Source organism: Frateuria aurantia DSM 6220, from assembly GCF_000242255.2.
GTDB classification, from domain to species: Bacteria; Pseudomonadota; Gammaproteobacteria; order Xanthomonadales; family Rhodanobacteraceae; genus Frateuria; species Frateuria aurantia.
The window spans coordinates 1,335,729-1,355,903 of record NC_017033.1 but is presented as its reverse complement, the minus strand read 5'-3'; the positions used below and the strand labels follow the sequence as shown (position 1 = coordinate 1,355,903).

The 20,175-nt window shown below is 61.7% G+C and carries 18 protein-coding genes, 1 tRNA gene and 1 pseudogene; 8 read left to right on the top strand and 12 right to left on the bottom strand.

What is annotated here, in order from left to right; translation table 11 throughout:
- Positions 1-5: 5 nt before the first annotated feature.
- Together FRAAU_RS06220 and tsaB are read right to left on the bottom strand one after the other, a co-directional pair.
- Complete coding sequence (locus tag FRAAU_RS06220; protein ID WP_014402704.1) at positions 6-668, bottom strand: response regulator transcription factor; 663 nt, start codon at positions 666-668, stop codon at positions 6-8.
- A gap of 148 nt (positions 669-816) precedes the next feature.
- Positions 817-1,512 (bottom strand): tRNA (adenosine(37)-N6)-threonylcarbamoyltransferase complex dimerization subunit type 1 TsaB, encoded by a 696-nt coding sequence (tsaB, locus tag FRAAU_RS06215; RefSeq protein WP_014402703.1) that lies wholly within the window; start codon positions 1,510-1,512, stop codon positions 817-819.
- Positions 1,513-1,654: 142 nt separating this feature from the next.
- On the opposite strand from tsaB, the gene FRAAU_RS06210 reads away from it, so the two are divergent.
- Complete coding sequence (locus FRAAU_RS06210; RefSeq protein ID WP_014402702.1) at positions 1,655-2,098, top strand: deoxycytidylate deaminase; 444 nt, start codon at positions 1,655-1,657, stop codon at positions 2,096-2,098.
- Positions 2,099-2,382: 284 nt separating this feature from the next.
- Here the strand turns inward: FRAAU_RS06210 and FRAAU_RS06205 are convergent, their stop codons facing one another.
- Positions 2,383-2,856, bottom strand: coding sequence for a hypothetical protein (locus FRAAU_RS06205; protein WP_156803353.1), 474 nt, complete (start codon positions 2,854-2,856; stop codon positions 2,383-2,385).
- Positions 2,857-3,484: 628 nt separating this feature from the next.
- On the opposite strand from FRAAU_RS06205, the gene FRAAU_RS06200 reads away from it, so the two are divergent.
- Positions 3,485-3,558 (top strand) — tRNA-Cys (locus FRAAU_RS06200).
- A gap of 125 nt (positions 3,559-3,683) precedes the next feature.
- Here the strand turns inward: FRAAU_RS06200 and FRAAU_RS06195 are convergent.
- The 3 genes from FRAAU_RS06195 to FRAAU_RS06185 form a co-directional block, all read right to left on the bottom strand.
- Positions 3,684-5,336 carry an acetolactate synthase large subunit gene (locus FRAAU_RS06195; RefSeq protein WP_014402700.1) on the bottom strand — a complete coding sequence of 551 codons (1,653 nt, stop codon included), beginning with the start codon at positions 5,334-5,336 and terminating at the stop codon, positions 3,684-3,686.
- 40 nt (positions 5,337-5,376) lie between these two features.
- Positions 5,377-6,777: an NAD-dependent succinate-semialdehyde dehydrogenase gene (locus FRAAU_RS06190; protein ID WP_014402699.1), complete on the bottom strand. Its 1,401-nt coding sequence runs from the start codon at positions 6,775-6,777 to the stop codon at positions 5,377-5,379.
- A 151-nt stretch (positions 6,778-6,928) separates the two neighbouring features.
- The gene (locus FRAAU_RS06185) at positions 6,929-7,747 is read right to left on the bottom strand and encodes a helix-turn-helix transcriptional regulator (RefSeq protein WP_014402698.1); all 819 of its coding nucleotides are present in this window, start codon (positions 7,745-7,747) and stop codon (positions 6,929-6,931) included.
- A 322-nt stretch (positions 7,748-8,069) separates the two neighbouring features.
- Between FRAAU_RS06185 and FRAAU_RS16885 the strand changes: the two genes are divergently transcribed.
- Positions 8,070-8,291 (top strand): hypothetical protein, encoded by a 222-nt coding sequence (locus FRAAU_RS16885; protein ID WP_014402697.1) that lies wholly within the window; start codon positions 8,070-8,072, stop codon positions 8,289-8,291.
- Between the two features lie 357 nt (positions 8,292-8,648).
- Complete coding sequence (locus FRAAU_RS06175) at positions 8,649-10,343, top strand: glycoside hydrolase family 32 protein (protein ID WP_014402696.1); 1,695 nt, start codon at positions 8,649-8,651, stop codon at positions 10,341-10,343.
- A gap of 329 nt (positions 10,344-10,672) precedes the next feature.
- Here the strand turns inward: FRAAU_RS06175 and thrS are convergent, their stop codons facing one another.
- Positions 10,673-12,610: a threonine--tRNA ligase gene (gene thrS, locus FRAAU_RS06170; protein WP_014402694.1), complete on the bottom strand. Its 1,938-nt coding sequence runs from the start codon at positions 12,608-12,610 to the stop codon at positions 10,673-10,675.
- A gap of 260 nt (positions 12,611-12,870) precedes the next feature.
- Between thrS and FRAAU_RS06160 the strand changes: the two genes are divergently transcribed.
- From FRAAU_RS06160 to FRAAU_RS06150, 3 genes are read left to right on the top strand one after another with little or no spacing between them, the layout of a single operon-like run.
- Positions 12,871-14,733, top strand: coding sequence for a cytochrome P450 (locus FRAAU_RS06160; RefSeq protein ID WP_083841130.1), 1,863 nt, complete (start codon positions 12,871-12,873; stop codon positions 14,731-14,733).
- Between the two features lie 18 nt (positions 14,734-14,751).
- Positions 14,752-15,888 carry a terpene synthase family protein gene (locus FRAAU_RS06155; RefSeq protein WP_014402692.1) on the top strand — a complete coding sequence of 379 codons (1,137 nt, stop codon included), beginning with the start codon at positions 14,752-14,754 and terminating at the stop codon, positions 15,886-15,888.
- A 43-nt stretch (positions 15,889-15,931) separates the two neighbouring features.
- Positions 15,932-16,963 carry a Rieske 2Fe-2S domain-containing protein gene (locus tag FRAAU_RS06150; RefSeq protein WP_014402691.1) on the top strand — a complete coding sequence of 344 codons (1,032 nt, stop codon included), beginning with the start codon at positions 15,932-15,934 and terminating at the stop codon, positions 16,961-16,963.
- Here FRAAU_RS06150 and FRAAU_RS06145 read toward each other — a convergent pair whose 3' ends face one another.
- Positions 16,964-17,695: an autoinducer binding domain-containing protein gene (locus FRAAU_RS06145; protein ID WP_014402690.1), complete on the bottom strand. Its 732-nt coding sequence runs from the start codon at positions 17,693-17,695 to the stop codon at positions 16,964-16,966.
- A gap of 739 nt (positions 17,696-18,434) precedes the next feature.
- Between FRAAU_RS06145 and FRAAU_RS17670 the strand changes: the two are divergent.
- A pseudogene (locus FRAAU_RS17670) lies at positions 18,435-18,849 on the top strand (transposase); the annotation flags it as partial.
- Between the two features lie 86 nt (positions 18,850-18,935).
- Here FRAAU_RS17670 and FRAAU_RS17990 read toward each other — a convergent pair.
- The 4 genes from FRAAU_RS17990 to FRAAU_RS17890 are packed head-to-tail and all read right to left on the bottom strand — an operon-like array spanning position 18,936 to position 19,925.
- The gene (locus tag FRAAU_RS17990; protein WP_217176281.1) at positions 18,936-19,178 is read right to left on the bottom strand and encodes a PQQ-dependent sugar dehydrogenase; all 243 of its coding nucleotides are present in this window, start codon (positions 19,176-19,178) and stop codon (positions 18,936-18,938) included.
- Entirely contained in the window at positions 19,156-19,425 is a 270-nt protein-coding gene (locus tag FRAAU_RS17985) for a PQQ-dependent sugar dehydrogenase (RefSeq protein WP_425598088.1), read from the bottom strand. The genes FRAAU_RS17990 and FRAAU_RS17985 overlap by 23 nt, the downstream gene beginning before the upstream one ends.
- Positions 19,422-19,757, bottom strand: a complete 336-nt coding sequence (locus FRAAU_RS17835) for a PQQ-dependent sugar dehydrogenase (protein ID WP_217176259.1) — start codon at positions 19,755-19,757, stop codon at positions 19,422-19,424. Before FRAAU_RS17835 ends, FRAAU_RS17985 begins: the two co-directional genes overlap by 4 nt.
- A gap of 6 nt (positions 19,758-19,763) precedes the next feature.
- The gene (locus FRAAU_RS17890) at positions 19,764-19,925 is read right to left on the bottom strand and encodes a PQQ-dependent sugar dehydrogenase (protein ID WP_217176258.1); all 162 of its coding nucleotides are present in this window, start codon (positions 19,923-19,925) and stop codon (positions 19,764-19,766) included.
- Between the last annotated feature and the right edge of the window lie 250 nt (positions 19,926-20,175).

Here is a 20,175-nt window from a genome sequence, read left to right as displayed (position 1 = left end):
CGACCTCATGCCGGATCCTTCACTGTGTAGCCATGACCATGCACAGTATGGATCAGCCCGTCGCCAAGCTTGCGCCGCAGTTGATGCACGAAAACCGAAACCGTATTGCTGCCGACGCCTCCAGGATGACCATAGATGGCCAGTTCCAGTTCATCGCGCGTCACGATATGTCCCCGCCGCTTCAGCAGCGTGAGCAGCAACTGGTATTCGTGCACGCTCAATGCCACCGGCTCATTGTCCAGAGTTACCTGACGCCGAACCGGGTCCAGCACCAGCGGGGCGTGGATGTACGACGGTACCACTTGTCCCTCGCTGCGACGGATGACGGCACGGACTCGTGCAAAAAGCTCAGCCAACTGGAAAGGCTTGACGAGATAATCGTCGGCACCGGCATCCAGCCCCCGGATCCGGTCACTCAGCTGTCCGCGTGCCGTCAATATCAGCACCGGAACCGTATCGTAACGCCCGCGCAGATAACGCAACACATCCAGCCCCGATCCGGTACCCAAGCCTATATCCAGCAGGACGGCCGCATAAGCATGCTCCACCAGACGCGACCTGGCCGCCCCGGCATCCAGAGCATGGTCGATCCGCCAGCCCTGCTGACATATGCCATCACAAATGGCTTCGGCCAGCATGGCATCATCTTCCACCAGCAACAGGTTCACGAGGCAAGCCTGATCTTCAAGGGGATCCAAGCATAGGCCGGGTTTGTTGGCTTTTGATTAAGAACCTGCTGCCTACGGACGGGGCGGAGTCGGAGCCACGATCGACCGCCATGCGAGCAACCCGTGTTGCGGCAGCTCATCAAAGCCTTCAGCTCTTGCGGGCAGCCCGCTCGGCCAGTGTTTCGGCCACCTTGTCGCGCAAATAGACCGGCTGCACCTGTTCCGGTGCCACCGCTTCGCCACGTCGGAATTTTTCAGCGGCCAGCTGGGCCACGGCCAAGGCCTGGGGGTAGCGCTCGCCTTCGGCCCACTCGATGGCCGCGCCCAGCCTGGAGCGCAAGGTCTCGGCATCCACCCGCCAGCCGGTTCCGATCACCGCCCAGGCCGGCGCTTCGGGACATGCCAGCGCCGCCGCCGCGACGACTTGCTCGCGTCCCTGCAAATGCAGGACACCCGTCTCGTCCCGACGCCAGGCCGCAGCATACAGCTCGCCCATGCGGGCATCGATCACGGTCAGCACATGCCCGGACTCCAGTGGCGCCCCCAAGGCCAATGCTTCCAGCGAGGACACCCCGATCAGGGGGCGATCCAGCCCCAGGGCCATGCCCTGAGCCAGCGAGATGCCCAGCCGGACCCCGGTAAACGCCCCTGGCCCGCGACCGACCGCCAATACGTCCAGCGCATGGCGATGGATGCCGCCCTCGGCCAGCAGTTCGTCGATCATCGGCAGGATCCGTTCGGCATGACGCCGCGGCGCCAGCTCGCTGCGCTGGATCAGGGCATCGCCGATGACCAGAGCGGCGGAGCAGGATTCGGTGGTGGTCTCGATGGCAAGCAGTTTCATCCGCGCATGATACCGGACTCCGTGCAATCCCGCGGACGGTCAGGGCTGCCAGAGCCGGGCGGACCAGTCACCTCGGTTATAGTAGGCCGCTCATCATCGACAATACCCGCCGGCCTCCCCTGCCGGCGATGCGGGAGCCACCATGCTGGACAAATGGGATCAACGATTCATGGACGTGGCGCGACTGGTCGCCAGCTGGAGCAAGGACCCCTCCACCAAGGTGGGCGCCGTGCTGGTGCATCCGCAACAGAAGCGCATCGTCTCCACCGGATACAACGGTTATCCGCGCAGCCTCGAAGATGACGGCGGACTGGATCGCGACCGCAAGCTCAGCCGTACCATCCATGCCGAGATGAATGCCATCCTGCATGCCCGCGAGCCGACCGAAGGCCTGACCTTGTATGTCACCCCGCTGCCCCCTTGTGATCGATGCGCCGCGCACATTATCCAGGCCGGCATCCGCCGGGTGGTGTATGCCGGTGGCGATCTGGGCCGCTGGGCCAGCTCCGCGTCTGCCTCCCTGGCCTATTTCGGCGAAGCCGGTATCGAAGTCATGGAATTCACTGCGAACGACGCTTCAGCCTGAAATTCGGCGGACCTCCCGCCGCGGCATCGTACCCCGCCAGGTTCTGGATTCAGGCAACCACACCCCGATGCTGAACTTCAAATCCAGGTTTTGAGACCAGCCTTCGATCCCGTTCAAAGCCGTGCATCCATGACCATGGCGTCCATGCGGAGCCGTCGCTGACCGAGGTCTGCGACGGGACTCAAAGCGGCCAGGCCTGTACTAGAGCAGCGAATTGATCTGCTGATCTTTCCGGTATCCTCGGCCGCTCACCACAGAGTGGTACTGCATCGCAGTTTCCACAATCAGATGGTCGTCCGCCAATCATCGTCCTGCCTGCTCCAGACCCGCAATTGCTCGGTCAGTGCATCGCAGGAGACCCGGCTGGCACGGGTCAGACTCGGCCCCACAATCACTCGCCGGCGACCCATGTCGCATACTGTTTTAAAGGCGGGCGCTCCCGGGATGCTTGGCCAGGAAGCTTCAGGCTCGACGCTGAATTGATGACCGAATTGGTAGTGACGCCAGGCTCCCAGACCGTGAAATACCATGACCCGCAACTGCGGCAGGGCTTGTCGATCATTGAACAGGCGAGCAAACAAGGGGCCACGCTGCGTTCGCACCTGATCACGGTACGCCTGCCGATCCAGTCCCATATGGCGATCGGTTTCACGAATTCTAGGCAGCGGCGCCATATTGGCAGCCATCACATGGGACCAGCGCTGGTCCCAATTCACCCGCAGATCTGCGCCTGCGGGCGCCCCGTTCAGCTTGGCCATGATTTCCAGCGGACGGCGCCAGGCCAAAGACAGTCGCTGGGACGCTGGCACTGGCTCCGGGCAGGGATCCCACCGCACTTGATCATCGCCTACGGGCTTGAGGCTCAGCGTCTGATCAGTCCCCCGCTGACTCGGATCACCGCCAGGCTCGATACCGACAAACCAGACGGCGGCATCGATTGCCCCATAACCGAGGAAACTGAACCACTGATCCATTTCTGCCTTGCCCAATGCCATGACGCGTCCTGTGGTTTGCCCAACACTGCACCCAGGTCAAGCCGGGTCCCCAAGACAGATCCTAAACCGAAGAGCACGACATAACCCGACACAATATTCCATCGCCATGCAAGATCCGCGATACGCCTGCGCCTGCAAATCCCGGCCAACAGCCATTGATGGCAGCGCGATTCTGCCGGGACAGCCTGCCGCTGCCGGTGGTCTGCTCAGTTCCCGCGGGAGCTCGACGAAAGATTTTCTTCAAAGGGGCTGGCGGAGATGCTTGCGCTGCTATAGAATAGCTGGCTCGGCAGTACTGATCGATGATCAGCACTGACAGAAACGCACGAGATGATCCAGCTTGCTGTTTCATGCTTTTGCCGGACTGATCCGCTACGGCGGATACCGTGTTGGCTAGGTGGCAGAGTGGTCATGCAGCGGCCTGCAAAGCCGTGTACGCCGGTTCGATTCCGACCCTGGCCTCCAAATTATGATTGAATCAGGCGGCCGCGGCCGCCTTTTTCATGCCCGCTTTCCGGGCCAGCACCCCGCCCGGTCATGAGGGCATGCAAGCACGGCGACCCGATTCGATCGCCGTGCTTGCCCGGTTCTCAGGCCGGTACCACCTCACGCCGGGGAAAGGCCGCCGCCAGCTCCTTGACCAGCACGCGCTCGTTCTCGCTGTAGTCCACCGGCACCGAGACCACATGCACGCCGCCCGCCTGAAAGGCAGCCTCCAGGGTCGGCACGAAGTCGCCGATATCCTTGATGTCATGACCCTGGCAACCGAACGCCTGGGCATACAGCTCGAAATCGGGATTGCCGAAGGTCATGCCGTAGTCGGAAAAACCATCCACGGCCTGCTTCCAGCGGATCATGCCGTAGGCGTGGTCATTGAGCACCAGCACCACCAGATTCAGCTTCAGACGCACGGCCGTTTCCAGCTCCTGACTGTTCATCATGAAGCCGCCGTCACCGCAGATGGCCATTACCCGCCGCTGCGGATACAACATGGCCGCCATCATCGCGGCCGGCAGCCCGGCGCCCATGGTGGCGAGGGCATTGTCCAGCAGCAAGGTGTTGGCGACATGGGTACGGTATTGCCGTGCGAACCAGATCTTGTACATGCCATTGTCCAGCGACAGGATCCCGTCATCCGGCATGACCTTGCGCACGTCGGCGACAAGGCGCTGCGGAACAAAGCCATTCTGCTCCGCGGACTCGGTAAGATGCGCGAGAATGCCTTCGCGCAAAGGCAGCAAGGCCTGCGCCTGCGGCAGCCGGCCTTCGATACGATCCGCCAGCAGGGCCAGCGAGGCACCGATGTCGCCGACGATCTCGGCCTGGGGAAAGTAGACCTGCTCCACTCCGGCGGGCTGGTAGCCGACATGGATGACGGTGGGGCCGCCGGCTCGCATCATGAACGGCGGTTTTTCGCAGATATCATGCCCGATCGAGACAATGACGTCGGCCTGATCGATGGCCTCATGGACATAGTCGCGCTCCGACAATGCCGCGGTTCCCATATACAGGTCCGAGCTGCCGGAAACCGCCCCCTTGCCCATCTGGGTGGTGAAGAAGGGAATGCCGCTGCGACGAACGAAGGCCGACAGGGCCTCGCTTGAATCGGGGCGCGAAGCTGCCGCGCCCAGCATGATCAGAGGACGCTGCGCCTGACGCAGCAAATCGGCCGCATGATCCAGCGCCGCCGCGGCGGCCACCGGTCGATTCAGTGGATGCAATGGCACCACTGGAACCGGTTCGCAAGGCATGGCGGCAATGTCTTCCGGCAATTCCAGGTGCACCGGCCCCGGCCGGCCGTCCATTGCCACCCGGAAGGCCTCCCGTACCACGGTGGGAATCATGGCCGGCGACACGATCTGGCGCGCCAGCTTGGTCAGCGGCCGCATGGTGTTGACGATATCGACGATCTGGAACTGGGCCTGGCGATTGGACATCACCCCTTTCTGCCCGGTCAGCATGATCATCGGCATCGCGCCCAGATGCGCATAGGCCGCACCGGTGGTGAAATTCAGCGCCCCCGGGCCCAGGGTAGCCAGACAGACACCCGGGCGCCCGGTCAGCCGTCCATAGGTCGCCGCCATGAAAGCCGCGGCCTGCTCATGGCGAGTCAGCACCAGCCGGATCGACGACTTGCGCAGGGACTCCACCACATCCAGGTTTTCCTCGCCGGGAATGCCGAAGATGGTGTCCACCCCTTCGTTTTCCAGGGCGGCCACCAGCAGATCCGAACCTTTGGACATCACACTTTCCTCGATCAATAAAAAGAAAACGCGGAACGGATCAACGCCGATCCAGCCATACCGTCTGGGCATTGACGAATTCACGCAGCCCGAAATGCGACAGTTCCCGGCCGAAACCGCTCTGCTTGACGCCGCCGATCGGTACGCGCGGGTCCGAGGTGGAGCTGCCGTTGATGAATACCGCCCCCGTCACCAGTCCGGCCGCCAGCTTATGGGCGCGCTCGACATCAGCCGTCCACAAGGCACCACTGAGGCCGTAATCACTGTGATTGGCCAGTTCGACGGCATGTTCGGCATCGCGTGCTTCGATCAGGGCCGCCACCGGACCGAACGTTTCGCCATCGAAAGCCGGCTGCCCCGGAGCCACATCCGCCAGCACCGTCGGCGCATAGAAAAATCCTTCCCGCGGCAGGCGTCTGCCGCCTTCCAGCAGGCGTGCACCGGCGGCCACACTGTCCTGGACCTGCTGATGCAATTGCTCCAGCAGATCCAGACGTGCCATCGGCCCCATCCTGACCTCCGGATCCCGGCCATCGCCCACTTTCAAGGCTCTGACCTTGCCCAGCACCAGCGCGGTGAACGGCTCCAGCACGCTGCGCTCCACGATCAGCCGCTTGCTGGCGATGCAGACCTGGCCGGCATTCTGGAACCGTCCGGCCACCGCCGCCTCGGCCGCCGCCTCCAGATCGGCATCGGCCAGCACGATAAAGGGATCGGAACCGCCCAGCTCCAGCAGCACCTTCTTCAAGGCTTTGCCGGCCAAGGCCGCGATGCTGCGACCGGCCTGGACACTGCCGGTCACGGTGACCGCCGCGATGCGGGGATCGGCAATGGCGGTGGCGACATGCTCGCGCTGCAGATTCACTGCCTCGAACACATGCTCCGGCAGCCCGGCCTCCAGCCACAGCTGGTGCAGCCGCAAGGCGCAACCGACCACGTTTTCGGCAGGCTTGACCACATAGCCGTTGCCACCCAGCAAAATCGGCACCGCCGCGCGCATGATCTGCCAGTAGGGGAAATTCCAGGGCATCACCGCCAATATCACGCCCAGGGGACGATAGGCGACATATGCCTTGGCATCGGGCACCAAGGTCGGCTCATTCGCCAGCCAGGCCGGACCATGCTCGGCATACCACTCGCACAGCACCGCGCACTTCTCGACCTCGCCCAGCGATTCGCGCTCGGTCTTGCCCATTTCGGCCGTGGCCAGCAAGGCCAGTTCATGACGATGCTCGCGCAGCACCGAAGCCATCGAACGCAGGATGTCGGCCCGTCGCGGCAGCGAAGTGCCGCGCCATACCTGGAAACCCTGCTCGGCTTGCGCCAGCAGGGTTTCCAGCTGCGCATCATCGGCAAAGGGGTATTCGGCAATGACGGCATCTTTCGCCGGGTCACGAGAAACAGCAGAGGCGGTCGTAGATGGGGAGGTCGCGGTGGACATGACAGGATGTCTCCTCAGGTTGAGGGCGCCGCATCCTTGCAGGCTGCTGGCGCCGGAGTGCCTTGCACACTCTGGACCTGCCGCCCCCGCGCAACAAGACCTGCCCTCATCCTATGATCACCAATCCCTGTCTGCAGCAGGCCCGGATCCATCAGACCGGCAGATAAGTCACCAGCGACAGCTCGGGCCGGTTTTCCGGAATCAAGGCCACATAGCGCAGCTCCATGCGACCGCGGCGGGGATGCTCGATGCGCTTGATGCCCTCGTCGAAACGATCCACGTCGTGTTCAGGCCACCAGCGCCGGAATTCTTCGCTGCCGGCCTGCAGGGCCGTCAGCAAGGGCAGGAAGGAAGCCTTGTCATCGGCACGGGCATAAGCACCGCGCAAAGAGGCCAGCAAACCACGGGCGACACGCTCCCATTCGACGATCTGCCGCCGGTAGGGCGGATACAGATACATCAGCCACAGCGTATTGCGCTGCTCCGGCGGCAGCGCACCGTAGTCCACAAACAGATCGGCAATCGCCGGATTCCAGACCAGGATGTCGAAGCGCGCATTGCGGATATAAGCCGGCAACGGCTGCATGGCCAGCACCAGCTGGGACAGCCCGTCGGTCAGACTTTCATCCGTGTCGGTGGCCGGCGCCGGGTAACCGGACAAGGCAAACAGATGCAGACGCTCCGCCTCGTTCAGCCGCAAGGCCATGGCCAGCCGGCCCAGCACCTCCATCGAGGCCCGCACCTTGCGGCCCTGCTCGATCCAGGTATACCAGCTGACACTGACCTCGGCCGCCAGCGCGACCTCTTCGCGGCGCAGACCGGGCGTGCGTCGATGCCGCCCCGAAAAGCCGAAGGCCGCTGGATCCAGCCGGGTCCGGCACGCCATCAGAAAAGCGCCCAACTCCCGCCGTTGCGCTTCGTCCACACGGGGTGCCGAAGCCAGCTCTCCGTCCCTGAAGGCTTGATTCATACCCGTCCGATCGCTGCCGTGGAATCCTGCCAGCCTACACCAGCCTGGCGGACATGGAAAAATCGGCAGCCCGATCTCTGCAGCCGCTGACCTGAGATCACCGACCGCGAATGCACGACGCCTGCCAAGCCACGACCCTCCAGCCCGACCGAGTGACCTCGGACAGGCTGAGCAATGGCAGCTTGAGTCTCACCTGGACCGGTGAACCAATATATCGAATGCCGATACGCATATGATGGCATCCACCATGACTTGGCATGCCCGCGTCGCGACCCCCATCTAGTCTGTGGCGCAATCACGCGCCAGCCCCATGGAGCCAAGCATGCCCAACGTATACGTCGAACCCCGCCCCAAGGGCCGACCCGAAGGTACCGCGATCGAGGATTACATCCTGGAATATGCCCACGGCGCTCGCGTCGACCAGGTGGATTACAAGACCCAGGCGGCAGCCATACAGGCGGCTCGGATTGCCGGGCACAGCCCGCTGGTCGCCCGTGTCAGACATACTGACAAGGGCAATCCCGGTCACTGGCGCGCCCCCTGATCCGGCCTCGCCTGGAATGGGGTCCGGAGCATGCCGGACCCCATTGATAGCTTGCCGCGTCCGTCGCGCCTCGTCCGTCGAGGCGGCCGGCAGACCGAGGCCGGCCTCATGGATCAGGAGCCTTGAGCTCGGCTTTCGCAGCAAAGGCATGACGACTCTCGTCCAGAGCTCGCCGGCGATATATCCCCCGGCGTCCATCCCTGCCTGAAACCACCCGGCGCGCTCGTCCTTCCCCCATGCGAAACCACTGCCGTCTGCTCCAAGGCCGGATACTGCGGCCGCCTGACGACAGGTCCGGCTTGACCGGATCCCGTCAAGGATGATTACCATGGGAACCGCAACACGATCCGGTTTTTCATGAGCGACATTTCGAACCCGCCCCTTCCCCGCCGGGCCATGCTGGGTCTGCTGGCCACTGGTGCCGCAGCCATCAGCCTGGGCGCCGAAGCCGTTCCGGCCAGCCAGAACGGCATGGCAGCCAATGGCAAGCGCGGCAAGCACGAGCCCAACGCCTCGCATCCCGAGCTGGCCGATCGTCCCGGCGGCAATCACCAGTCACTGGCACCCGCTGCCGTCGACATCATGTATCGACCGGCGATTCACTATTCGCCGAAGCTGGGCTTCATGAATGACCCCAACGGCCTGCTGCACCGAGACGGGCTCTACCACCTCTACTTCCAGTACGACCCCGACGCCTCGCTGGCCGGTCACGTGCACTGGGGGCATGCCACCAGCAGCGACCTGTATCACTGGCATGATCAGCCCATCGCCATCGACGAGACCCCGTCCGGCGAAGCCTTCACCGGCAGCGTGGTGGCCGATCCGGACAATCTCTCCGGACTGTTCAAAGCCGGCCAGACCGGCATGGTGGCGATCTACACCCGCGCCAGCGCTCACAGCCAGACGCAGTGGATTGCCACCGGCCTGGATGGACAGACCCTGACCGATGCGCCCGGCAATCCGGTGCTCGACCTGCATAGTGATTCTTTTCGGGATCCCAAGGTGATCTTCCATGCGCCCAGCGGGCAATGGGTGATGGTCGTCGCCCTGTCACGCCTGCACCAGATCGGATTCTTCACCTCACCGGACCTGCAGCATTGGACCGAGGCCAGCCGCTTCGGTCCGGCCGGCCTGCTCGGCATCGATTACGAATGTCCCAATCTGGTCGAGCTTCCCGTGGCCGACGGTGGCAGCCGCTGGGTACTGTTTGTCTCGATCAATCCCGGATCACCCCAGGGTGGCAGCTGCACCCAGTATTTTGTCGGCGATTTCGACGGCAGAGCGTTCACAGCAGATCGTCCTGTGGCGCAGATCATCGACTTTGCCAAGGATTTCTATGCACTGCAGTTCTATGCCGGCGTGGAAAAGCCCACCGCCATTGCCTGGATGGGCAACTGGCAATACTGCCAGGAGGTCCCCACTCATGCCTGGCGCGGACTGATGACACTGCCGCGCGAGATGTCGCTGGCCCATGATCCCATCCAGGGACTGCGGCTGGCACAGCAACCGGCGGGACTTGAAGCCCTGCGCGGACCGCGCATCGCCATGGACCCCGGCCGCATCGATGCCGGCAGCGCACGTCAAGTCGCCCTGCCGGAAGGCCAGGCCATCGAATTGTCGATCACGTTCGAGATCGACAATGACCCATCGGGTCCGGCGGCGGGTGGCAAAGGACGCGGCGGCCGCTTCGCCATCGAGTTCAGCAATGATCAGGGTGAAATGCTTTCCATCGGCGTCGATGCACTGGCCCAGCAGGCCTGGCTGGATCGCAGCCGTCTGCGCGGTTTCAGCCAGCCCTTTTTCACCGGCCAGTTCTCGACCCCGATCGCGCCGCGTGATCGCCGGGCCAGGTTTCGCATCATTCTGGACGCCTGCTCCGTGGAAGTCTTTACCCAGGACGGCATGGAAGTCGGCACCGCCCTGATCTATCCGGCGGCACCGCTCAATTTGCTGCGCCTGCATACCAGCGGCAGTGATGCCATCGTGCATGCCGTCGAACTCCATCCGCTGGCCAAGACGATGGAACGCTCTACCTGGTCCGGCGAGGTCTGAGACAAGATTGGAAGGATTGAAGTGCTTTATGGCGCAAGCGGAGTCATCCGCTGGATGCGCAAGGTCACCTGATGGCCATGCGGCACAGACCATGACCGCGTCCTGCCAGAGCGGTCGATGGTCGTCGTCGCCACCGAGCATCCGGCCATCGATTTCGGCGAAATCGAATCAGCTCACCGCCTCCAACAGCACCTGATGTCGTCGGAATACAGCAAGGACTGAGGGTGGTACCAGGGCCGCCGCCGTCCAGGCAAAGGTGGTTTCATCCAACCATAACCTGGCAGTCGTGGCTGGACAGGATCGACTACCCGCATCATGGGGCCGGATGGTCATGTTTCGCTTTCTCGCGGGTGGCCATTGAAACGGAAAGGCTTGTGTTCGACCAGCTGCGCAAAGGCCTGCCAGGGCAGGGTACGCGACGGCTCGCCCCGACGGGCGCGCATCGTCACCGAGGCGGAGCGTGCCTCGCGGTCGCCCGCAATCAGCAGATACGGGACCTTGCGCAGGCTGTGCTCACGGGTCTTCAACGCCAGGGTTTCATGCCGGATATCGGCATGGCAGCGAATGCCCCGCTCCTGCAGCCCGGTCGCAACCTTGACGGCATAGTCTGCCTGCTGGATGCCGACGCTGAGTACTACGGCCTGCACGGGAGCCAGCCACAGCGGAAACCAGCCACCGCAATGCTCGATCAGAATGCCGATGAAGCGCTCCATCGATCCCAGAATGGCCCGGTGCAGCATCACCGGATGACGTCGCTGCCCATGGGCATCGACAAAAGTTGCATCGAGTCGTTCGGGCATCAGAAAATCCACCTGCAAGGTCCCCAGCTGCCAGTTGCGCCCCATCGAATCGCTCAGGTGATACTCCAGCTTGGGGCCATAGAAAGCGCCCTCGCCTGGCAACTCATCCCAGGCGATATCGGCCCTGGCCAGTGCTGAACGCAGCGCCCCTTCCGTGCGGTCCCAGCTGGCATCATCCCCCATCCGCCGCGGCGGGCGCAACGCCAGCTTGAGGCTGATGGCATCAAAACCGAAGTCGCGATAGACCTGCATCGCCTGCCGATGGAAGGCCGCCACTTCCGCCTCGATCTGATCAGCGGTGCAGAACACATGGCCGTCATCCTGAGTGAAGCCCCGCACCCGCAACAGGCCATGCAGAGCACCTGAGGGCTCATTGCGATGGCAATTGCCGAACTCGGCATAGCGAACGGGAAGGTCGCGATAGCTATGGTGCCCGGCCTTGTAGATTTCCACGTGCCCGGGGCAGCTCATCGGCTTGACGGCATAGCGGCGTCTTTCCGATTCGGTGAGGAACATATGCTGCTGATAGTGCCGCCAATGCCCGGAACGTTTCCACAATTGCACATCCATCAGCTGCGGGCCGCGCACCTCCTGATATCCGCTCTTTCGAAAGTCATCACGGACATACTGCTCGATGACCTGCCACAACGACCAGCCGGCGGGGTGCCAGTACACCATGCCGGGGGCCTGCTCCTCGAAGTGGAACAGATCCAGCTGCTTGCCCAGCTTGCGATGGTCGCGCTTTTCGATCTCCTGCAACTGATCCAGGCTGCGTTGCAAATGATCCGCATGAAACCAGGCGGCCACATGAATGCGCGTCAACATCGGTTGCGTGCTGTCACCGTTCCAATAGGCTCCTGAAACCTGCATCAACCTGAATGCGCAGTGCGACTCGATCAGCGCCGGCATCGGCCGGATGGAGATCAGGACGAACTCAGCTAGCGCATGCGTCCACAGCGTCTGCGCCGGAAGCCATCGCTCCGCCAGCTGACGCTGATACCGCTCGTCAGGCATCGACAGCATGGAAAGGGCCTCTTCGCGCCCGACCTGGTGACTGATCACCGCTTGACCCTGCGCCAGTGCTCGCTGCATATGAGCCTGGATCGGGCCCAGTTCGGCAGCCAGCAGCGGCCGCCCGGTATCGAAGTCCATCGCAAACCCGGTCTCCGTCATCTGGATCGACCCAGCTGCACTGCCGGAATGCAGATGCCGCACAGCTGCAGCCAGCAGAAAGGCAAGGCCATGGCGCAGCAGATCCAGCGCCTCGGGTGAAGACTCGGTGACGACATGCAGGCGGCCATTGCACTCAATGCGGTGATCGGGCATCACCCATTGCCCATCGAGATAGCCGCCCAATAACCATTGGCCTTCGGCAGCCGCTCCAATGGCGCAGGCCACTTCGCTGACGCTGATGCCCTGCTCGAATCGATGCTCCCGACCATCGATACGGATGCTCAGCATCGGCATGGCATCGAGCCTGTCCGGATGGCCCACTCAGCGTGCATCCCGAGCCATGGCTTCATGCCTGCACCGGTGCCGTGCATCGATTGGAGCGCAGGTACCGTCTGCCTTCACTCGCGCCGATCCGGAATGCCTGCTCCGCCAAGTCAGGGATCCTTCGTGATGAGGTACGGCAGGTGCCTGCAGGGAAACCCGCTCGGACTCCATCGCCAATGCCATATGCCGCTGCCTGAGCATGACTCCAGTCCCCACAGTTCATTTTCAATATGAATCATCGCCTTCCCCGCAGGATCAAGCTGTCAGTTCTGACAGCTTGCAACCACCACCATGGGCCCGTTATCAAGGGCGCAGGTCGGTACCGTTCTGCATCGCTCCACTCTGCCAGTGAGTGGATCAGCCTTGGCCAAGCCAGCGAGAACTGCATGTCGCCAATCCAAAGGGAATGCCCTTGTTCCGCAAGGACCGATATCACGATATCGCCCCACCCCCATTCGGTGCCGCCCGCCAAAGGCAAACCTGCCTTTGCACTTTGGCTCTTGTACCTTGCCATCATCATCACTCTGATCGGAGCCTGGCTCCTGCACCCAGTCCTCGGTATAGCGTTGGCCGCGGGCCTTGCAATTGCTGCGGCCGCCTGGACTTCCTGGCACAATCAACGACAGGCCCGCCGGTTCCGTCGTGTTACCGGTATCGACAACACCGGCCCTGAACGACTTCCAGTGCTTGGCGCACTGCGTACTTTCTGCGATATCGCTTTGCGCCGGCAAACCCAGCTGAGGGATATCGACCTGCAACGCATGCGGCGTTACGGCGATATCTACCTGATGTTTCTGGGTACCATGCCCATCGTTGTGGTCACCTGTTCCAGATTGGCCGGACGCATTTCCACCGCATTGGACGTGTTTGCCAAAAGTGATCCGCGTGATCTCAACATGCCTTTCTACTACCAATGGGTAGGCAACAACAATGTGGTGCTGGCCAACGGCGAGGCTTGGCGCCGGATCCGGCGGATCACACACCCCCCGTTGAACAGGGTGCACCTGTTTTCCCCCATATTCAGGCGCAAGGCGCTCCTGCTTTGCGAAAGCATCGCAAGCCAGCTACCAGCAACCGGCACGGCTGATATCAAGCTGCAACGGTGGCTGAAGGCAGTCTCTCTGGACAGCGCAGGCGAAGCCTTGTTCGGCTACGATTTCAACCATTTGAAGCAGCAGCGCAATCCGGGCGTCGATGCGCTCGACTATATCCTCGCCCAGGTGTTCAACCCCCTGCGTCGCATGCTGCCAATCATCAATCAGCTGCCACTGCCTTCCAATCGCCGCCTGCAGCGTTCCATGACGCTTCTGGATCAACTGGTCCTCAACCTGGTCCGGAGCACCCGAAACCGTCAGAGTGAAACGCCCCGCAACCATGTACTGGAACTTCTTTTGCGCGAGCATGCCGAGGAACATCTGAGCGACGAGGAGCTGCGCAACAACATCATCGCGATGGTACTGGCCAGCCATGAAACCACCCAGGTCGCGCTGGGCGGTGTCTTGTATCACCTGGCCAGATATCCGCAATGGCAGCAACAGATACGGCAGGAGGCGACCGAACTCTTCCCGGATCTGGACGCGGCCTTCGCTCAACCGGGTCATCACGAGGATGGCCGTCACAGCCTCGCCTTCAGAAGCCTGCAATCATTTCATACCTTGAGCCGCTTCATTCTGGAAAGCATGCGAATCTATTCGCCGCTGGCCCATCAGAATCCGCGCACCACGACCCGGGCCACCGAGCTGGCCGGTTACCAGATTCCAATCGGCACCCTGGTCAGCATCAATATTCACGCCATCCATATGAATCCACGGGAATGGACGCAACCCGAGCGATTTGATCCTGAACGTTTCACTGGCGAATCCTCGCAATTCAGCCATGCCTATCTGCCGTTTGGTACCGGGCCACGCATTTGTGCGGGGCGGCTGTTCTCGCTGATGGAACAGAAGATCGTCATCTGCCATCTGCTGCGACGATTCGATATCGAGCTGCCAAGCCCCGACTACATACTGCCACTGGAACGCGGCAGCTTTACCGGCATGCACGATGCAAGTTTCAGGCTTCGTTTCCGTCAGCGCACGAGTCCCGCGGATTAGACGGCGCCAGGAGCTCCCATGGCCATATCCTCACCCGATATCACACCAGCCATTGCGCCCACCCTCGTGCTGGACAGCTGCCTGGAACTGCCCGCGACACTGCAGCTCAGGCCGATCCATGTGCGCTATCCATGGCACTGGTTCGCCCCGGTGCCGCTGTCCCGGTTTGCACAGACCATCGAAGACGAGACGATCCGCTGGATGCAGTCCCTCGGTCTGCTGGACGACCCGCACACCTTGCAGCATGTGCAGGCCATGGAACCCAGGCACTACGCCGGTTACTCCCATTCCATGGCCTCTTGCGAGCATGCGCTGGCCTATTGCAAATACATCACCATGTGGCTGCTGTGGGACGATCGCTGCGTTGAACCGGCCTGCGCCTATGGCGAGGATCTGGCCGATGCCATGGCCGCACTGGCCGGTGAACCGCTGCCGGCGCGTCGCCGCGAAAACGCCTATGTCAGGGCCTTTGCCGATATCGGCGACGCTTATCAACGCCTGGGTGCAAGCATGGCATGGCGACGGCGTTTTGCCATGAAAATGCAGGAGTGGGCCCTGCATGCCATTGCCGAGCAGCAGGTTCGTCAAGCCGGGCATCTTGATGACCGAACCCTGCAACAAGCCCTGCAACTGCGTGCCGTCACCGTCGGCATCCGCCCGAACAGCTTGCCGTTGGAACGAGCGGTGGGCTTTGAATTGCCGGAAGCAACCCTGAGGAGCACAGACTATGCCACGCTGATCGACAAGGCCGCCCTGATATGCTGCCTGATCAATGATCTGGTCGGCGTGCCAAAGGATATCCGCCACCAACAGCACGCCTCCAATCTTGTACTGTTCCACCAGCAGATCCACCACTGTTCGCTGGAAACCTCCTGCCTGGAGATCCTCAAGATCCATGATACGGCGGTCGATGATTTTGACCGGCTTGCGGTCAAGCTGCAGCAGCAGTCGCCGCCCGGATTCAACGAACGGATCGCCGCCTTTCTGGAACAGCTTCGCTATATGGACACCGGCTTCGGCTTCTGGCATCGCGACTGCATTCGATATCAACGCTGGCTGGCCGTCACCGGGAATCAGGCCATGAAAATGGTGATTGGCGCACGCCATACCGGCGTCGACGGCTGGCACAGGTCCGGCTTGCCGCCAGAGTCCTGACGACATCCGCGTCCATACCCTTCGCCAGAACGAGTGTCCTGCCATGCCGCCCTCGCCCGCCGACCCGACCTCACCCCCTGCGCTAAAAGGCGACCGTGGCTACGGCCATGTCCTGCCTTTCGGATGGTTCTGCCTGAACCGGTCCGACGTCATCACGGCCGGCGAGGTTCTGCGCTTTCATGGTTTCGACCAGGAGTGGGTGATGTTTCGCGGCCTGGATGGTACGCCCGGCCTGCTCGATGCCCATTGCCCCCACCTCGGCGCCCATCTCGGCGTAGGCGGGCGGGTGGACGGCAACCTGCTGCGCTGCCCTTTCCATGCCTGGGGCTTTGATATCCATGGCTATTGCCGGGATATTCCCTATACCGACAGGCCCGGGGCGCTGGTCGGCAAACGCCGTCTGATCCGATCCCTGCCCGTAATCGATGACGGCACCCTGCTATGGGCCTGGTACCACCCAGAGGATGATTCGCCGCATTGGCCACTGGCAAGCGCGAATCAAGCCGCCGGTACTGCATGGTCAAAACCTGAAGGCATGGAGTTCGACATCGCCTGCTCGACCCAGGATATTCTCGAAAACAGTGCCGACCACGCCCATCTCAAATATGTGCATGGTCATGCCGCAGTCCTTCCCGGCACGACCCGCTACCAGGGTATCCATCGGCACGTCATCATCGAGGCCGATATCGAATTCATCGACCCGGACGGTATCCTCACTCCATGCCATTACCGCATTGCAATCCATCAGATCGGGCCTGGCCAGATGCATGTCCTCTATACCCGCCAGATCCAGCTTGGCATGCTGTTTCTGGTCACACCCGTCACGCCCCAGCGAAGCACGCTGCGGATGCTGTTTTCCCACCCGGACTATCCCCCTGGATCATATGAAGCCCGGGCGTTGGCCAATATGAAACAGGAGAAGATCGGCCAGCATGGTGATCTTTCCGGCGTACTGGCCGACCTCCCGATCTGGAACCACAAGATCTACCGCCCCAGACCACTGCTGTGCGATGAAGATCGTTCCATTGCCAGATTCCGGCAATGGTTCGCGCAATTCTATCCAGCCGGAAGCTGATCACCATGACGACACCAGGCCCGAACTCACGGCTGCCACGATGGCCTGCGTCTTGTTGCTGGCCTGGAATTTACTGATGATATGGCCCAAGTGGAAATTCACGGTCCTTTCACTTATCCCCATAATCATGGCGACCTCAAAAGCCGTCTTTCCGTCTGCCGACCATATCAGGACTTCCCGCTCGCGCGGCGTCAACACGACATCACGCCAACGAGGATCACGCCGTTGCAGTTGCGCCACAAGCAAGGGATGGCAGGAAGCCATCAGCCAGGAGGCATGCAAACTTATTCTGCCCTGTTCCGGCGCACTGATCGGCTCTGCATCACGGGCCAGCGAGTACAGGCCAAGCGCGCCGGTTCTGTCCCAGGCCGCCAGCGACATGCCGTAACGCAAGCCGGCCATGCGGGCATCGCTCCACAGGGCCCCGGCATCTGAAAACATGGCATCTGACCAGAGCATACGACTTTTCCCCGCCAGCCCCTGTCGCAATACCGGGTCGACGCGGTAATACCTCCGCGCCTGATAATGCGCCATCCATCCCGAGGGACAACCATCCTTGACCCACACCATCCGCCGAGACAGCGGCAATCGGGTAATGATGGCATAGGCGTGATAACGAAAACCCAGAGCGCTTGACAGACGTCCTATCAGGCCATGGACAGCCCGTTCATCGGCAACCGGTCCCTCTTTGCTGACCAGCCCGCTCAACAACTCGAATGTCGGTGCATCCATAGCCACCTCGTCCTGGACGGGATGGCCCAACAGGCCTGAGTCCGGCACCCGGCTTGTACTCGATCGCCTCACGCGCAAAGTCTCGATCACCCATCCAGCCGCAGCCGAAACCAATCACCGGAACATCCCTGTCCAACAGACCTATCGATAACACACTGCATATGAAGATCGATTTCACAGTGCCTGCTGGCCCATCCTGCAAGAGCTCTTGAAATCGCGCTCGCCCTTGGCATGTATAAAACCGGATTCCCGCCATCGTAGAGACATCGGCGATGCCGACAAGCAGAGCAGTATGGATACCAGCTTCCATCATGACCCAATACGTACTTTGCAGCGGCATTCGATGCGGAATCCCAGCCATTCCGAATACCGTCCATGCCACGGCCCGGCAGGGGCACCCGCCCGCTTGCAAGGCCATCGGCCGCGGCTGAGCCGAATCCGACCTGAAACATGGAGCAGCCATTCATTCGGGCCGGAGCCGGCAAGACAGATCCTCAAGATCGCGACGAGATGCCACCACCTCCAATTACAGATGGGGATACCGCGTCGACAGTGCCTCCAGACAACGGCTCCACAGATGCGTAACGCAAACATCCGTCCGCACCAGCAGCAATCCGATCTGTATCCGCCAAGGCGACAGCGCATCCAGCCGTCGATCGTCAGCCGCCATAAAACCTCCGGCTTCTGCAGGAATTCCAGTGTCGCCGACCTAAGATCATCCGCCGACCTCGTCATCAGGGTGAAATCGCACATCGGCGTGGACGATGAGTCCGGCTTGGTACATGACGAGGAATGCACTACCGCCAATAGTGCGGATATCACACAGGCGCATAAGCTTTCGCACAGCAAGGAAGACTCGGCGTCAGGCGACAATTAATACACCGGCCTGAATAAGCGCGAGGAGATGATGACCAAGCGCAAGCTGCGCTATCTGATCGCGGAGAAGCCCAAACATATGAAACAGATCAAGAACCCGCGTGCCTTGGAACCGGCCCGGTGTTTGGAGTACGCCAAAGACAGTGTGCGGATGGAGCCCCCCGTTTAGGGTGATCAAACGTCAGTTCGGTTCCGCGAAGATTCGCTATCGCGGCTTGGCGAAAAACACGGTCCAGGTATTGACGTAGTTTTCGCGCCCGAACCTTTGGCTGAAATAAAAGTTGTTGCTGCCCAATACAGGGATGGTGCGCCTGTGATCCGATGCGGCACTTTCCATGCTCAGACGCTGTTGATCAGACCACCCCTAAGGCCCATCGGTCGATGAGATCCGCCGTAGCAGCTTGGTATTCGCCCCATCAGTGAGGATGTAAATCGAGCCTTCCAGAACGACTTGGACATCGCGCATTCGCTCGTTAAGTTCAGCCAGCAGCAGTTGCTTCCCAACGATTCGTCTTCCATTCTGCACGATGCGGCTCACCGCGATCTCTTTGAGCACTGGGACCAACCAGTCGCCCTGCCACTCGCTAAACAGCGCGCCGTCGTAGATCGCAAGGTCTGGCCTGCGCGATCAATGGCGTCCATTCCAGCATCGTGTCCTGATAGCCATCCAGGCGCCGTAACGGTATCACGCGCGCGAATGGTTCGTCGATGCCGCCGGTGACGACCGGCCATCCGCAATTGCCGAAAGCCACGATGCGGTTGATCTCATCACCACCGCGCGCGCCATGCCCGCTGATCAGCCAATCGCGGGTTGTCGGATCAACGGCGATATTTCGTGCGTTGCAGTGGCTCAGACCGCAGATCTCAGCCGCGGCGCCGGGCTGCTGCAGGAAAGGCTTGTATGCCGATGCGGGCCATGCTCCGCAGGCGGCTTGCCCTCGCGGTCCAGTCTGACCACGGTGCCAAGTCGGTTCGCGGGATTCTGCGCCTCTTCGCGCCGTACACTACCGTCTCCCAGCGAGAAAGCCAGCGTGCCATCACGGAGGAAGGCGATGGGTCCGCCGTTATTGCCCGTGCGCGGTTTCAACGTCGTACTGAACAGCACGCTCACACCTTGGATCCTGTCATTTGCCAGTCTAGCTCGCACCAAGCGCATTCCGTTCGCGCCCGCGTCGCCGTAACTCATCGTCAGCTAGAGCCAGCCGTTCTGCGCGAACTGGGGGGCCTGCGCGACTTCCATCATCCCGCTGACACCGCCTTGCTGAAAGATCGGTGGCAAACCATCATCCGCGATGGTCAGCAGGCATCCGCCCATCTCCGTGACCAATGTGCGGCCATCGGAGAGGAACGCCAACGACCTGAACCTGTTCAACCCGGTGTAGACAGTCTGGACCTTGTAACTAGCAGTGAGGCCACGGCGATGCCAGCCATGACTGCTCCGAACATTCCCATATCTTCCAGTGTGGTCCAGGCTCGAACCGAGAAGTTCACCGGCGCACCGAGCCCGACGAGCTGGCCCAGGACGATCTGGGTCTGGACGATACCGGCAGCGGCGCCAGTCGCTACGGCGGCAGCAAGAATGGCTGCGATTTATCACGTAGAGA

Excerpts from the sequence above, each read along its gene's own strand:
- FRAAU_RS06175 (WP_014402696.1), top strand. The coding sequence starts at position 8,649 with ATGAGCGACATTTCGAACCCGCCCCTTCCCCGCCGGGCCATGCTGGGT.
- FRAAU_RS17835 (WP_217176259.1), bottom strand. The coding sequence starts at position 19,757 with ATGAGTTACGGCGACGCGGGCGCGAACGGAATGCGCTTGGTGCGAGCT.
- FRAAU_RS06190 (WP_014402699.1), bottom strand. The coding sequence starts at position 6,777 with ATGTCCACCGCGACCTCCCCATCTACGACCGCCTCTGCTGTTTCTCGT.
- FRAAU_RS06185 (WP_014402698.1), bottom strand. The coding sequence starts at position 7,747 with ATGAATCAAGCCTTCAGGGACGGAGAGCTGGCTTCGGCACCCCGTGTG.
- FRAAU_RS06155 (WP_014402692.1), top strand. The coding sequence starts at position 14,752 with ATGGCCATATCCTCACCCGATATCACACCAGCCATTGCGCCCACCCTC.
- thrS (WP_014402694.1), bottom strand. The coding sequence starts at position 12,610 with ATGCCGATGCTGAGCATCCGTATCGATGGTCGGGAGCATCGATTCGAG.
- FRAAU_RS16885 (WP_014402697.1), top strand. The coding sequence starts at position 8,070 with ATGCCCAACGTATACGTCGAACCCCGCCCCAAGGGCCGACCCGAAGGT.
- FRAAU_RS06210 (WP_014402702.1), top strand. The coding sequence starts at position 1,655 with ATGCTGGACAAATGGGATCAACGATTCATGGACGTGGCGCGACTGGTC.
- tsaB (WP_014402703.1), bottom strand. The coding sequence starts at position 1,512 with ATGAAACTGCTTGCCATCGAGACCACCACCGAATCCTGCTCCGCCGCT.
- FRAAU_RS06205 (WP_156803353.1), bottom strand. The coding sequence starts at position 2,856 with ATGGCCAAGCTGAACGGGGCGCCCGCAGGCGCAGATCTGCGGGTGAAT.
- FRAAU_RS06150 (WP_014402691.1), top strand. The coding sequence starts at position 15,932 with ATGCCGCCCTCGCCCGCCGACCCGACCTCACCCCCTGCGCTAAAAGGC.
- FRAAU_RS06145 (WP_014402690.1), bottom strand. The coding sequence starts at position 17,695 with ATGGATGCACCGACATTCGAGTTGTTGAGCGGGCTGGTCAGCAAAGAG.
- FRAAU_RS06195 (WP_014402700.1), bottom strand. The coding sequence starts at position 5,336 with ATGTCCAAAGGTTCGGATCTGCTGGTGGCCGCCCTGGAAAACGAAGGG.
- FRAAU_RS06160 (WP_083841130.1), top strand. The coding sequence starts at position 12,871 with ATGAATCATCGCCTTCCCCGCAGGATCAAGCTGTCAGTTCTGACAGCT.